This window comes from Zestomonas ipomoeae (assembly GCF_057128665.1).
In genome coordinates, this window is the sequence record NZ_JBSKHQ010000016.1 from 15,645 (window position 1) to 29,063 (window position 13,419).

Consider the following 13,419-nt stretch of genomic DNA (forward strand, 5'->3'; position numbering starts at 1 on the left):
CTCGAACGCCTACAGTTGCCTGCACGCCAACTGGCGAAAACAACAAGAGAGGAAGGCACAGATGGTGGGGAATATCGGGCTGTTGGGCGGCTTGGCGCTGCTCATCTTCATGGCCTTGCGTGGGGTCAACATCTTCATTGCCGCGCTGTTCTGCGCCCTGGTGGTGGCGGTCAGCAATGGCCTGGCGGCGCCCAAGGCGCTGCTGGAATTCTTTCCCTTCGGCCCGCTGGGGGCCTTTACCTTCGCCGGAAAGTTCTTCGTGCTGTTCCTCTGCGGGGCGATCTTCGGCAAGTTGATGGCCGCCAGCCAGGCCGCCGGCAGCATCGCCCAGGCGATCACCCGCGGGCTCGGCACGCGGCGGGTGCTCTGGGTGTCGATGCTGGTGTGCGCGGTGCTCACCTACGGCGGCGTGGTGGTGTTCGTGGTGATCTTCACCATGTACCCGCTGGGAGTGACGCTGATGCGCGAGGCGAACCTGCCCAAGCGCCTGTTCTGCGGCGCCACCAGCCTCGGCGCCGGTACCTTCACCATGACCGCGCTGCCCGGCACGCCGTCGATCCACAACGTCATCGCCGCCACCGCGCTGGGCACCGATCTGTTCGCCGGCGCCTGGATCGGTCTGTTGGCCAGTGTCCTGATGGTTGTCCTGGGCATGGCCTACCTGCAGCGCGAATGGCGCCTGGCCCGCGAGCGCGGCGAGGGCTATACGAGCGACGCGCAGGACCAACGCATGGTGCAACTGGCCGGCGCCCCCGGCAGCGGGCCGCACTGGGGCGTGGCCCTGGTGCCGCTGGCGGTGGTGCTGGGCATCATCCTGCTGCCACGGCTGTTGCTGATCAGCGGCGCGGTGAGCGTCGGCGAGGGCCTGGTCGGCGGCCTGGTGGGCTTCAGCCTGGCGCAGCCGGTGCTGTGGCCGAGCCTGGCGCTGGTGATCGCCTCGCTGGTGGCGATCCTGCTGTTTCCCGGTCTGCGGCGCGGCACCCTCGCACTGCTCGGCCAGGGCGCGGACGACTCGATCATGCCGCTGCTGAACACCGCTGCAGTGATCGGCTTCGGCGGGGTGGTGACGCAAACCCCCGGCTTCGGCCACTTCGCCCAGTGGGTGCTGGGCATCGACCTGCCGCCGTTGCTCTCGCTGTTTGCGGCGGTCAGCGTAGTCTCGGCCATCGTCGGCTCGGCCTCCGGCGGCCTGCAGATCTTCATGCAGACCCTGGCGCCGAAGTATCTGGAGATGGGCATCGAGCCGGAGGTGCTGCACCGCATCGCCAACATCGCCGCTGGCGGCCTGGACTCGCTGCCGCACTGCGGCGCGGTGATCGCCACGCTGATGATCATGGGCCTTACCCACCGCCAGGCCTACAAGGACATTTTCGTCATCACCGTCGCGGTGCCGGTGATCGCCGGCCTGCTGTGCATCGGGGTGCTGGGCTTGCTCTGAGTAGGCGCTGGCGGGCTGCTCTAGCCTGGTTGGCGAATGAATTCGCCCCTACAGGCTGAGGCGAGACAAGCCCCGGGGATTTCGTGCCATTGGGCTTCGTCGCTGCGTTCCTCAACCGCAACCTACCGGCTGAGTCTGCGCTGGCGGGTTGCACCCGCGAGGCCTCGTCCGCCCCAATCGACGGATTCGTAACTTTTATTGCTTCATATAAAAAGCGTGAATCAGACGATCGGCTGTGCCCGAGCTCTGTTCTTTCAGGCGTAGCCGTTTGCGAATGATTCGCAGTTGGTCCAGGCGCGCCTCCAGCAACTGCGGGAAAACGCTCGCGCCAGACTCGGTTGCACGGCGACGGGTGGGGCCGCGGGTAGAGGCTGAAGCGGCGGCCGGCGCTGCCTTCGGTCGTCAGCTCGATGTCGAAACGAGCGCTGAAGCGCGCGTCGCTGCGCCAGAAGGCTTCCAGTTGCTCGCGATCAGGCTACGGCTGATCGATGGCAAACCAGTGGAACGCTTCGCGGCCGAGCGTGATCAGCTCATGGCCCGATCAACAGGCGGCATATCAGCCCGTGGAAGCGCCGCTTCACCCGCATCGACCAGGCTTTGTTACCGAGCGGCTTGTAGGGCACGGTGATGATCCAGAAGAACTGCCTGCCCAGGTCTCGCTCGCCCTGGAAATCCGGCATCTCCCGCCCATGCAGGTGGCGGTAGAGCGCCTTGCGCAGCAGCTGCCCACCCGCACCGATGAAGGTTCGCCATGGCGAACCTCGGCGCGACCGGGTCGCGCCCGAAGAAGCCCAGGCGGGCATCGGCATCGCCGAGGCCGACGATCGGTTGCAACGGGCCCTGGCGCATTGGCGATAGGCCTCGAGATCGATGCCTTCGGTGTGGCGGGCCAACTCGCGATAGGCCTCGCACAGCGGCGGATCGAGCGGCATGGGTGCTCCTTGGGCCGGACCGCTTCACTGGCCCTTCAGACCGCTGCGAGCCCAGGCGTGCTGCCCCGTGGCAGCGACCCGCCAGACACGCCGCGCCTAGCGGAATCGCACCGCATCGGCCCGAGTGAGACCTCCCTCACAGCAGCGCGGTGGCCCTGCCGGCCCATCGTCGCCGCTACTCCACATGGAGTATTGCGCCTGCGGACAGGTCGAGCCGATCATCGGCCCCAATCTTTAGTTCTGAAGCGAGTTTTGCTTTTTTCAGCGCATTTCGCACCAAAATTGGTCGTTTAGTCGGCCAATTCAGGGAATTTAGAGCAATTTTGGCGTGTCTTCAGGGCACGAAGGGGATGGATGCGTGAGCTTCGACGAGATGATTTCCCTGGTGTCCGGCGTGGTGGCGTCGGTGCTGGACCAGGAGCCCCACGGGCTGGATACCGAGCGGCCGTTCCACGAAATGGGCATCGACTCGGTGATCGCCGTCGGCCTCTCCGCCGAGTTCGAAGACCGCCTCGGCGTGACGCTCGACCCGGAGCTGGCCTTCGAGCACGACACGGTCAACAAGATCAGCCGCTACCTGCATACGCTGGTTACCGCGGGTTGAACGCCATGCAGACCTCCCGACTGAACCAGACCCGCCAGGAACTGCTCGATTTCGTCGGCCTCGACGAGGCGGTCGCCAAGGCCCAGGGCACCCGGCTCACCACCGCCAGCGGCCAGACCCTGATCGACTTCGTCGGCCAGTTCGGCGCCGTGCCGTTCGGCTACAACCCGGCGCCGATCCTGGACGCGGCCAAGACGTTCCTCGACGGCGCCCAGCCGTCCTTCGTGCAACCGCTGCTCAACCCTCATACCGAGCGCCTGGCCGAACGCCTGGTGGCGCTGGCGCCCGGTGCGTTGAGCCGGGTCGCGCTCACCACCAGCGGTGCGGAGACCGTCGAGGCGGCGATCAAGCTGGCGCGTGCCGCCACCGGCCGCGAGCTGATCATCGGCACCCAGAGCGGCTTCCACGGCAAGACCCAGGGCGCCGTCGGCGTCACCGGCAAGCCGGTCTACCGCGAGCCGTTCCAGGTCGGCACCCAGGGCTTTCTGCACGTGCCTTACGGCGACCTGCCGGCGCTGCACGAGGCGCTGCGCGAGCGCAAGGCGGCGGCGTTCTTCGTCGAGCCGGTGCAGGGCGAGGCGGGCATGATCACGCCGCCGCCCGGCTATCTGCGCGAAGCCCAGGCGCTGTGCCGCCAGCACGGCACGCTGCTGGTGGTCGACGAAATCCAGACCGGCCTCGGCCGCACCGGCCGGCTGTTCGCCAGCGAGGCCGACGGCCTGGAGCCGGACATCCTGCTGCTGGCCAAGGCCCTCGGCGGCGGTCTGGTGCCGATCGGCGCCTGCCTCTATGGCGAGCAGTGCTGGAGCCGCGAGTTCGACCGTTTCCACAGCTCGACTTTCGGCGTGAACGGCTTCACCGCCGCGGTGGCACTGGCCGTGCTCGACCAGTTGGAGGCCGACGAGCGCCGGCTGGTACGCGAAGTCGCCGAGAAAGGCGCCTACCTGCGCGATGCCCTGGATACCCTGGTGGAGCGCTACCCCGAGGTATTCGTCGGTATCGACGGCCGCGGCCTGATGCAGGGCCTGAAATTCCGCGACTGGCCCGGCGAGCGCCTGTACACCCTGGCCCTGGCCAGCTCGGTGGGCGCGCTGGTGCCGATCGTCTGCGGCTACCTGAAGAGCCGCCATGGCGTGTATTGCCTGCCGACCCTCAGCGAAAGCAATGTGCTGCGCATCCAGCCGCCGTTCAGCATCGCTCGCGACGACATCGACGTGCTGATCCACGGCCTGACCACGGCCGCCGAACTGATCCGCCACGACCAGCAGGACCGCCTGGTGCTCGAGGCCCATGGCTTTCCGCCACGCCCGCTGGCCGCGCGCAAGGCGGCGCCGGGCCCGGCAGCCGCACCGACCACCGGGCGCTGCCTGGGCCGCTTCGCCTTCTTGCTGCATCCGACCACCGACGAGAGCGTCAATGGCGACAGCGTGGTCGCGCCGCTGGGGCTGAACGCCGAGGAAAGCGCCTTCATGCAGGACTGGCTGGCGCAGTTCTCCGAATGGGCCAAGCCGGACCTGGACACCGGCATCACCTATCACGCCCGCCGCATCCACAACAGCGACGGCGATTATGTGGAAGGCTGGCTGGTGGGCAGCCTGCTGCAGCCCAAGGACCTGATGCGCCTGAGCCTGGCCAAGCGCAAGAAGCTGCTGGGCAACTACCTGGACACGGTGGCCGGGCTGGACGTCGACTTCGTCGGCCTCGGCGCCTACACCTCGGTGATTTCGAGCGCCGGGATGGACGTGCTCAACGAGCGCTTCCACACCACCACCGGCAACAGCCTGACCGCCATGGTCGGCGTCGAGGGCCTGGCCAGTACCTGCCTCGCCCGCGGCAAGCCGTTGGCCAAGCGGGTCACTGGGGTGATCGGTGCCTACGGCTCGGTCGGTCGCCTGGCCAGTCTCAAGCTGGCGCAGAGCTGCGAGCGCCTGGTGCTGCTGGGCAACGCGGCGAACAAGGCGGCGATGCGCGAACTCGGCCTGCTGGCCGGGGAGATCTACCGCCAGGCCCTGAGCACGGCTGGCGAGCCCCACGGCATCGGCAAGGCCCTTGCCCGGCTGATCCCGGACCGGCAGGACGGCGAGCGCCTGCTCGCCTACGGCGACAGCGCCGAGGGGCTGCTCGCGCTGTTCGAGGAGGTCGAGCGCCTGGCGGCGGCCGCCGGTGTCCCCGCCCCGCTGACCATCGCCTCAGACCTCGGCCATTGGCTGCCGGAACTGGAAGCGATCCTCTCGGCGACCTCCAACGGCTCGGCGTTCATCGACCCGGCGGCGCTGCGGGCCAACGCGGTGATCTGCGATTGCGCGCAGCCGCCGGACATCCGCCATCACACCCTGCGCGAACGGCCCGACGTCAGCGTGGTGGAAGGCGGGCTGATCCATATGCCCGAGCGCGACTACCGCTTCGGCAGCCAGAACCTCACCAGCCTGCCGACCGGCATCGCCTACAGCTGCCTGGCGGAAACCATCGTGCTGACCATGGCCGGCAAGGACCGCGACTACAGCATCGGCAAGCGCCCGGCGCTGGCCGACGCCGAGGAAATCTTGCGCCTGGCCCTGGCATTCGGCTTCGCACCGGCCGTCGACCAACTCGTCGAAATGGCCGGCTAACCCCCTATCTGAAGAGGCACTACCCATGTCGATCAAACACGCGAGAGCCGTTACCGAACACCGTCTTCCTGGCCTGGTGGCCGCCCTCCAGGCCCGCGGCCTGATGACGCTGGAACATGCCGATCCGGCCGAACTCTGCCAGCTGTTCCGCGAACTGGGCGGCACCCATCTGCTGGTGCCCCAGGCCCTCGGCGGCCTCGGTGCCTCGCCGAGCGAGACCGTCGATATCCTGCGCGCGGTCGGTTCGCTGTGCCCGTCGCTGGCGGTAATGATGACCATGCACCACCACACCCTGGCCACCATCGTGCAGCTCGGCGGCATCGTGCCGGCCGCCGACGAGCTGATGGGCGCCATCGCCGCCAACCACCTGCTGGTCGCCTCCGCCTTCGCCGAGGGCACGCCCGGCGCGGCGATCTTCAACGCCAGCCTCAAGGCCCGCGCGGTGGAGGGCGGCTTCCTGCTGCGCGGCAGCAAGAAGCCCTGCACCATGAGCCACGGCATGGACGTGATCGTCGCCGGGGTCGCCCGCGAGGCGGCCGCCGGGCCTGAGGTGCCTGGCTTCGCGGTGGTCTTTGCGGAAAGTGGCAAGATCACCCGCGAGCGCTTCTGGAAGACCCCGGTGCTCGCCGCCGCCGACAGCAACACGCTGCTCTTCGACGATGTGTTGGTGCCGGACGACCTGGTGTTGCTGGCCGAGGGCGAGAACGCCGAGCAGATCGCCGAATCGGCCCAGGCCACGTCGCTGGCCGGGCTCTGCTGGTTCCAACTTATGGTCGGCGCCACCTACCTGGGCGTGGCCTCGGCGCTGGTCGAGCTGCTGATGAACCGGCGCGGCGCTCCGGAGACCCACCTGGCGCAGCTGGCCATCGAGCTGGAGGGCGCGCACCAGGCGCTGCTGGGCAACGCCTACGCGCTGGAGCGCCAGGACAGCGTCGACCTGGATACCTACAACCGCGCCCTGTGCACCCGTTTCAGCGTGCAAGGCGCCATCGAGCGAGCCACCAACCTGGCCACCGAGCTGCTCGGCGGCATGAGCTTCATCGCCTCGGACGAGGTGAGCTACCTGCTCGCCGCCTCACGCGGGATCGGTTTCCATCCGATCTCACGGGTCGCCGCCGCACCGGCACTCGCCGAATTCCTGCGCGAGCACGCCCGCAGTGCCGCCAAGCCGGAACCGGCCCACGCCTGATATGCCAGGCCGGGCCACTGCGGCCCGGCCGCAGGCATCGACTTCCCGAGCAATCCTTCGAGCCTGAAGACCATGCCGACACCCTCAGAAGCACTCTATCCGCCGCGCCCCGGCAACGTGGGCCCGCTCTTCCACGCCCTGGCCATGCCGCTGTTCGCGCTGTTGCTGGTGTTCAACAGCCTCGCCATCGGCGCGATCCTGGCGCTGTCCACCGTGCTGCACGGCGGGCGCCTGCTGCTGTGCCTGATTCCTGGCGTGTCGGCGCTGGGCAGCGGCATCGCCGCCTTCTACCACCGCCAGGTGCAGCGCCTGGCCGACCGCTGGCTGAAGGACCCGCGCGACGAGCCGATCCTCGCCGGCGCCATCACCCTCGGCTGCACCGCCTTCCCGGTGCTGATCGCCCAGCTGTGGCTGAAGGAGATTTCCTGGCCGCTGGTGATCGCCTTCTACGCCTTCGTCTACGGGCCGAACATTCGCGCCTTCGTGCGCTCGTTCAGCTGCATGCACCAGGAGGGCCATCGCCGCGGCGGTATCTTCAAGCGCGACAGCCTGTGCGAGAAGTGGACCGGCAATTCCTTCCTCTACATGTTCTTCGCCGTGCCCATGGGCCTGATTCCCCATGCCGCCGCGCACCTGCAGCAGCACCACCGGGAAAACGCCGGCCCGCTGGACGTGTACGCCACCGCGCGCTACGACCACGCCAGCGCCTGGGACTTCATCGTCTACATGGTGCGCGAGGTGATGTACCAGCAGTTCATGGTCTCGCCGTACCTGTACTTCAAGAGCAAGAACAAGCCGGTGCAGATGCGCAGCATGCTGGTCGGCAACCTCATCTACTTCGCGCTGTTCGCCGCCCTCGCCCTCTACAGCCTGGACATCGCCGTGCTGTACATGCTGGTGCCCTGGTGCGCGAGCAACTTCCTGATGGGCGTCATCCACTGGGCGCAGCACGCCTTCTACGGCGAGCAGAGCGACCCGAAGGACTACATGTACAACACCATCACCCTGCTGGAGACGCCGGTGAACATGCTCAACGAGGGCTACCACGTCTGCCACCACCACTGGGCCAACGTGCACTGGTCGGAAAGCCCGGCGCTGTTCGAGCGCATCAAGCCGGAGATGCAGGCGGCGCGCTCCATCGTGTTCCGCGACCTCAGCGTGCTCGACCTGTTCCTGATGCTGATGCTGCGGCGCTTCGATGCGCTGGCCGAGAAGCTCGACTGGTGGGAGCCACTTTCCCACGCGGAAAAGGTCGCGCTGCTCAAGCGCCGCTGCCGCGCGGCACCGATCGCCGAGCAGGAACGCGCGCGCGCCGCCGCGAGCACCGAACAACCGCTGGGCGCGGCGTCTTAGCCGCCCAGCGAACCGATCACGCGTTAGGCAAGCCGGGATGCTGACCATGAAGAAGCTGTTGAACCTTAAAGTCGTCTCGATCGAAGCGGAAACCGAGGACGCGGTGACCATTCACCTGCGCCCGCCGCTGTTCCGCAAGCTCGGCTACGTCGCCGGCCAGTACCTGAGCCTGGAGTTCGGCTCCGGCGGCAGCCCGCTGTGCCGTTCCTATTCCCTGAGCAGCACGCCGGGTATCGACCGCCACCTGTCGATCACCGTCAAGCGGGTCAGCGGTGGCAAGGTCTCCAACCAGTTGCTGCAGAAGCTTTCAGCCGGCGACACGGTGAAGGTGCTCGGCGCCCACGGTCGCTTCACCCTCACTCCCGATCCGCAGCAGGCCCGGCACCTGGTGCTGCTGGCCGGCGGCAGCGGCATCACGCCGATCTTCTCGATCCTCAAGTGCGCGCTGTACTTCGAGCCGGGCAGCCGCGTCACGCTGATCTACTGCAACCGCAACCGCGAGTCGGTGATCTTCCGCGACAAGCTGACCTGGTTGAAGGAACGCTTCGGCGAGCGGCTGAACATCGTGCATGTGTTCTCCCGCGGCGACGACGGGCAGAACAGCGGCCGGCTGACCCGCGAGCGCGCCGTGCAACTGATCGGCGAACTGTCCGAGCCGACTGCGAAGCACACCGAGTACTACCTGTGCGGGCCACTGGGCATGATGGAGGAGGTGCTCGAAGCCCTGCGCGACCTGCGGGTGCCAGAGCCGGCGATCCACCTGGAGAACTTCGTCGCGCCGAAGAAGCCGGCCGCCGCTGGCGAACAGGTCGCCCGCCAGGTGTCGCTGCAGATGCAGGGTCGCGAGCACCGCTTCGAGGTGCTGCCTGGCCAGTCGATTCTCGACGGCGCCCTGGCCAGCGGCCTCGAACCACCATTCTCCTGCCGCAGCGGCTTCTGCACCGCCTGCGTGTGCACCACGCTGCGCGGCGAGGTGCGCATGAGCGAGGGCCATGGTCTGTCCGAAGCGGAGCTGAAAATGGGCCAGGCGCTGATGTGCGTCGGCTTTCCGACCACCGATGACGTCTGTCTGGCCGTCGACTGAGCGAGGACGCTGTGATGAATCGAGCGGCACAAGATCAATTCCGCCTGACCAAGCGCGCCGAGCTGCGCGTGGCCAGGGACCGCCAGGCCGAACTGCAGGCACTGATGAAACCGGTGCCGGGCAGGTTCCTGTTCTGGCTGGCGGTGCACGTGGCCGTGTGGGTCGCCTGCGCGGCGCTGGTGGCGTTCACCGACTCGCCCTGGTTGCATCTGTTCGCGGTGCTGTTGCTGGGCAGCCAGCTGCACGCCTTCACCGTGTTGCAGCACGACTGCGGCCACCAGAGCGCCTTCTCCTCCCCGGCCCTGAATACTGGGTTCGGCCGCGCGCTGGCGTTTTTCATCGTGTTCCCCTACACCGCCTTCACCGAGTGCCACAAACGCCACCACCGCTACCTCGGCGACGCGGAGCAGGATCCGGACGAATGGAACTACGCCCGCGGCGTCTGGTGGATGTTCGCCCGCATCGCCGTGTTCGTGCCGCGCTTCACCTACTTCGCCCTGGTGCGCTACGGCAACCAGGTGCGCAACACGGTGCTCGCCGAGCTGGCGTGCAACCTGCTGGGCATGGCGGCGCTGCTGGCGGCGGCGATCTGGCTGGGGCGGGTCTACGAGTTCGTGCTGATCTTCGTGCTGCCGCTATTGCTGCTGGCGGTGCTGTACAACCCGATTTCCCGGGGCTACGAGCACTTCCCCATGGCCACCCTCGACGAGCATGACGGCGATCGCCTGGATCTGGCGAAAAACACCGTCACCGTGACCAGCCGGGTGATCGGCCTGCTGTGGGCCAACATCAACTACCACGTCGAGCACCACGCCTATCCCGGCGTGCCCTTCCACAACCTCAAGCGCCTCTCCGCGCTGCTTGCCGACAAGCAGTTCCTGCGCGACCGCTGGCTGCTCGAACGGCTGTTCGCCGCGCAGCCGACCCTGCGTGAAAACCCGCTGATCGGCGACTGACACCCCCTTTTCTTTCCCACGGACGCTGAAACCCATGGATTGCCTGTTCTGCAAGATCGCCGCCGGCGAGGCGGAGTGCGCGCGCGTGTATGCCGACGAGCACTGCTTCGCCTTCATGGACATCCACCCGCTGACCCGCGGCCATGTGCTGCTGATTCCGCGCCAGCATGCGGAAAAGCTGGAAGAGCTGGACAGTGCCAGTCGCCAGCACCTGTACGCGGTGTTCGAACGACTGGTGGCGGCCCAGCGCAAGGCCGGCCTGGGCGTCGAGGGCACCCACCTGATCGTCAACGACGGCAAGGCCACCAACCAGCACATCCCCCATGCCCACCTGCACCTGGTGCCGCGACAGCGCGGCGACGGGCTGGGGTTCGGCTACCGCATGTTCCTGCACTTCACCGGCCTGTTCGGCCTGCGCACCGCCCTGCACCGCTTGCAGGAGCAGGCCCGCAGCATTCAGGCGCAGCTCTGACGCCAGCGACACGCACCTTTTACCGGGCGAGCGCCGCGAACCGTCGACGGCACGCGCCGGCTACCAACTTAACGATCGAGAGGGTAAGGCAATGAGCAATCATCGTTCCCAGGTCAGCCTCGGCTCCGGCAACTTCGCCGCCTGCCTGCAGCGCCACGCCGAACGGCAGCCCACCGCGCTGGCCTATCGCTTCCTGCTGGATGGCGGCGACAAGGAAGCGACCGTCGACTACGGCGAACTGGACCAGCGCGCGCGATCCATCGCCGCCGCCTTGCAACAGCACGGCCGCCAGGGCGAGCGCGTGCTGATCCTGCTCAACCCCGGTTTCGACTACGTCGCCGCCTTCTTCGGTTGCCTGTATGCCGGCATGATCGCCGTGCCGGCCTATCCGCCGAGCACCAGCAAGATCCTCGATCGCCTCGACAGCATCATTCTCGACTGCCAGCCGGCGGCGGCACTGGCCACGCCGGAACACCGCGCCGCGGTGCAGCAGCGCCTGCACGCCATGGCACCGGGCGCCCGCGTGCTGGCCCTGGACGAGCTGCCGCCGACGCTGGCCGACGCCTGGCAATGCCCGCAGGTGGCCGAGGACGACCTGGCCTTCCTGCAATACACCTCCGGCTCCACCGGCGACCCCAAGGGCGTGATGATCAGCCATCGCAACCTCGTGCATAACTCGGCGATGATCCAACGCAACTTCGCCATCGCCCCGGACAGCCACATCCTCAGCTGGCTGCCGCCGTACCACGACATGGGGCTGATCGGCGGCATCCTGCAGTCGGCCTACAGCGGCTGCGCCACCACGTTGATGACGCCGATCCACTTCCTGCAGCGGCCGATCCGCTGGCTGCGGGCGATCAGCAAGTACCGCGCGACCGTCAGCGGCGGGCCGAACTTTGCCTTCGAACTCTGCGTGCGCAAGATCAAGGACGAAGAACTCGAGGGGCTTGACCTGAGCAGCTGGGCCGTTGCCTTCAACGGCGCGGAAAACGTACGCGCCGCCACCGTCAGCGCGTTTCAACAGCGCTTCGCCGCCTATGGCCTGCCCGGCAACGCCAGCACGCCCTGCTACGGGCTGGCGGAAAGCACACTGATGGTCACCGCCAGCGGCCCGCGCCACACCGCGGTGATCCGCGGCTTCGACGCCCAACGACTGGAAGACAACCAGGCGCTGACCCTGCAACGGCCCGGGCCGGCCGGCGACGACCGCCTGCGCGACCTGGTCAGCAGCGGCAGCACCAGGGCAGGCGGCGCGCCGTTCATCATCGATCCGGAAACCGGCGTGGAATTGGCGCCCGGGCAGGTCGGCGAGATCTGCGTGGCCAGCGACAGCGTCGCCGACGGCTACTGGCAGCGCCCGGAAGCCAGCGCCCGTGCCTTCGTCGAGAGCCCGAGCCGGGGGCGCTATTTCCGCACCGGCGACCTGGGCTTCGTGCTCGACGACGAACTCTTCGTCACCGGTCGGCTGAAGGACCTGATCGTGGTCAACGGCGTCAATCACCACCCCGGCGACATCGAGGCCACCGTGTATCGCGAGCAGGAAGGCTTCCGCCCTGATGGTTCGGCCGCCGTCAGCCTGGAGATCGATGGCAGCGAACGCGTTGCCATCGCCCAGGAGGTGGAGCGCCGCGCCTTGCGCGAGCTGGACATCGACCAACTGTTCGAGGACATCCGCGCCAGCCTGTGGAGCCGCCATCGCCTGGCCCAGCCGGTGATCGTGCTGGTGCAGGGCGGCAGCCTGCCGCGCACCTCCAGCGGCAAGATCAAGCGCCAGGAGTGCCGCCGGCTGCTTACGACTTTAGTCGAACGCTCGCGGGCCGGCGCGGTGGCGGCGGAAACAAACCTGGAAAGCCGAGTCATAGCTATGGAGTTCGCCGGCAGAAGGATCGAGTTGCCGGCGAAGTCGGACCTTGCGGCAGTCTGACCGGGCCTTGCGACCTGCTTGCGTGCCGCATTCGCAGTGATGCCACCACTATAAGAACAAAGGGACACATCATGCTTGCCGACCCAATGGACCGGGCCAAACCGGGCGCCAACCTGTTGCACTTCCTCGGACCGATCGTCGACGCGCAGACCGTGGCCGAACTCAAGGCCACCACCGCGCGCGCGCTGCGCAGCATCCTGCCGTGCGATCACTTCCTGTTCGCCCTCGGCGAGCGGCGCGGCGGCACCGCCTACATCGCCGACTGCATCCACACCACGCCCACCGACTACGTGCGCGCCTTCGTGCGGCGCGACGGCAGCATTCCGCCCACCAAGCCGGAACTGATCGAGACTGTCGGCACCCCGCGCCTGACCTGGACGGAAAGCCTGATCGATCCGGTGGACCGCATCTGGGCCGACATCCTGGTCCGCCATCGCATTCGCAACGTGGCCTGGACGCTGTTCCCCGGCAGCACGGCGAACAGCTTCGTCGGCTATTTTTTCTACAACGTGGCGCCGGCAGTGGTCCGCGAGAGCAAGCTGCGCATGGCCATGCTCGCGCCCAACATCCACATCGCCCTCAGTCGCATCCTCGGCAGCGAGCAGCGCTGGGCGGCCGACGCCGGGGAAGAGCCGCCCGGCCAGGCGCTGCCGCTGTCGACCCGGGAGATCGAAGTGGCGCGCTGGGTCGCCTGCGGCAAGACCAACCTGGAGATCGGCCGCATCCTCAAGATCAGCGACAAGACGGTCAAGACCCATGTGCAGAACATCCTGTACAAGCTCGACCTGGCCAACCGCTCGCAGATCGCCGCGCGCTTCTCCAGCTTCCTGCGGCTGCCATCCATCGCCAGTTAGCTGG

At 67.6% G+C, this 13,419-nt stretch carries 10 protein-coding genes and 1 pseudogene; 10 read left to right on the forward strand and 1 reads right to left on the reverse strand.

Features of this window, described 5'->3' with window-relative positions:
* Positions 1-61: 61 nt before the first annotated feature.
* Complete coding sequence (locus ACWKV7_RS16730; RefSeq protein ID WP_483858826.1) at positions 62-1,438, forward strand: GntP family permease; 1,377 nt, start codon at positions 62-64, stop codon at positions 1,436-1,438.
* A gap of 282 nt (positions 1,439-1,720) precedes the next feature.
* On the opposite strand, the pseudogene ACWKV7_RS16735 reads toward ACWKV7_RS16730, so the two are convergent.
* A pseudogene (locus tag ACWKV7_RS16735) lies at positions 1,721-2,370 on the reverse strand (uracil-DNA glycosylase family protein); the annotation flags it as partial.
* Between the two features lie 358 nt (positions 2,371-2,728).
* On the opposite strand from ACWKV7_RS16735, the gene ACWKV7_RS16740 reads away from it, so the two are divergent.
* From ACWKV7_RS16740 to ACWKV7_RS16780, 9 genes are all read left to right on the forward strand, one after another.
* Positions 2,729-2,974: an acyl carrier protein gene (locus tag ACWKV7_RS16740; RefSeq protein ID WP_483858827.1), complete on the forward strand. Its 246-nt coding sequence runs from the start codon at positions 2,729-2,731 to the stop codon at positions 2,972-2,974.
* A 5-nt stretch (positions 2,975-2,979) separates the two neighbouring features.
* Positions 2,980-5,583: an aminotransferase class III-fold pyridoxal phosphate-dependent enzyme gene (locus tag ACWKV7_RS16745; protein WP_483858828.1), complete on the forward strand. Its 2,604-nt coding sequence runs from the start codon at positions 2,980-2,982 to the stop codon at positions 5,581-5,583.
* Between the two features lie 25 nt (positions 5,584-5,608).
* Entirely contained in the window at positions 5,609-6,772 is a 1,164-nt protein-coding gene (locus ACWKV7_RS16750) for an acyl-CoA dehydrogenase family protein (RefSeq protein ID WP_483858829.1), read from the forward strand.
* A 72-nt stretch (positions 6,773-6,844) separates the two neighbouring features.
* The gene (locus tag ACWKV7_RS16755) at positions 6,845-8,125 is read left to right on the forward strand and encodes a fatty acid desaturase (RefSeq protein WP_483858830.1); all 1,281 of its coding nucleotides are present in this window, start codon (positions 6,845-6,847) and stop codon (positions 8,123-8,125) included.
* 46 nt (positions 8,126-8,171) lie between these two features.
* Positions 8,172-9,209 carry an FAD-binding oxidoreductase gene (locus tag ACWKV7_RS16760; protein ID WP_483858831.1) on the forward strand — a complete coding sequence of 346 codons (1,038 nt, stop codon included), beginning with the start codon at positions 8,172-8,174 and terminating at the stop codon, positions 9,207-9,209.
* Between the two features lie 14 nt (positions 9,210-9,223).
* Positions 9,224-10,165 carry a fatty acid desaturase family protein gene (locus ACWKV7_RS16765; protein WP_483858832.1) on the forward strand — a complete coding sequence of 314 codons (942 nt, stop codon included), beginning with the start codon at positions 9,224-9,226 and terminating at the stop codon, positions 10,163-10,165.
* Positions 10,166-10,199: 34 nt separating this feature from the next.
* The gene (locus tag ACWKV7_RS16770; RefSeq protein WP_483858833.1) at positions 10,200-10,637 is read left to right on the forward strand and encodes an HIT family protein; all 438 of its coding nucleotides are present in this window, start codon (positions 10,200-10,202) and stop codon (positions 10,635-10,637) included.
* A 91-nt stretch (positions 10,638-10,728) separates the two neighbouring features.
* Positions 10,729-12,561, forward strand: coding sequence for a fatty acyl-AMP ligase (locus ACWKV7_RS16775; protein WP_483858834.1), 1,833 nt, complete (start codon positions 10,729-10,731; stop codon positions 12,559-12,561).
* Between the two features lie 71 nt (positions 12,562-12,632).
* Positions 12,633-13,415 (forward strand): helix-turn-helix transcriptional regulator, encoded by a 783-nt coding sequence (locus ACWKV7_RS16780; RefSeq protein WP_483858835.1) that lies wholly within the window; start codon positions 12,633-12,635, stop codon positions 13,413-13,415.
* The last annotated feature ends 4 nt before the right edge of the window (positions 13,416-13,419 follow it).

What these genes read in the sequence shown, in the direction of transcription:
- ACWKV7_RS16730 (WP_483858826.1), top strand. Translation starts at nt 62, where the DNA reads ATGGTGGGGAATATCGGGCTGTTGGGCGGCTTGGCGCTGCTCATCTTC.
- ACWKV7_RS16745 (WP_483858828.1), top strand. Translation starts at nt 2,980, where the DNA reads ATGCAGACCTCCCGACTGAACCAGACCCGCCAGGAACTGCTCGATTTC.
- ACWKV7_RS16750 (WP_483858829.1), top strand. Translation starts at nt 5,609, where the DNA reads ATGTCGATCAAACACGCGAGAGCCGTTACCGAACACCGTCTTCCTGGC.
- ACWKV7_RS16755 (WP_483858830.1), top strand. Translation starts at nt 6,845, where the DNA reads ATGCCGACACCCTCAGAAGCACTCTATCCGCCGCGCCCCGGCAACGTG.
- ACWKV7_RS16760 (WP_483858831.1), top strand. Translation starts at nt 8,172, where the DNA reads ATGAAGAAGCTGTTGAACCTTAAAGTCGTCTCGATCGAAGCGGAAACC.
- ACWKV7_RS16765 (WP_483858832.1), top strand. Translation starts at nt 9,224, where the DNA reads ATGAATCGAGCGGCACAAGATCAATTCCGCCTGACCAAGCGCGCCGAG.
- ACWKV7_RS16770 (WP_483858833.1), top strand. Translation starts at nt 10,200, where the DNA reads ATGGATTGCCTGTTCTGCAAGATCGCCGCCGGCGAGGCGGAGTGCGCG.
- ACWKV7_RS16775 (WP_483858834.1), top strand. Translation starts at nt 10,729, where the DNA reads ATGAGCAATCATCGTTCCCAGGTCAGCCTCGGCTCCGGCAACTTCGCC.
- ACWKV7_RS16780 (WP_483858835.1), top strand. Translation starts at nt 12,633, where the DNA reads ATGCTTGCCGACCCAATGGACCGGGCCAAACCGGGCGCCAACCTGTTG.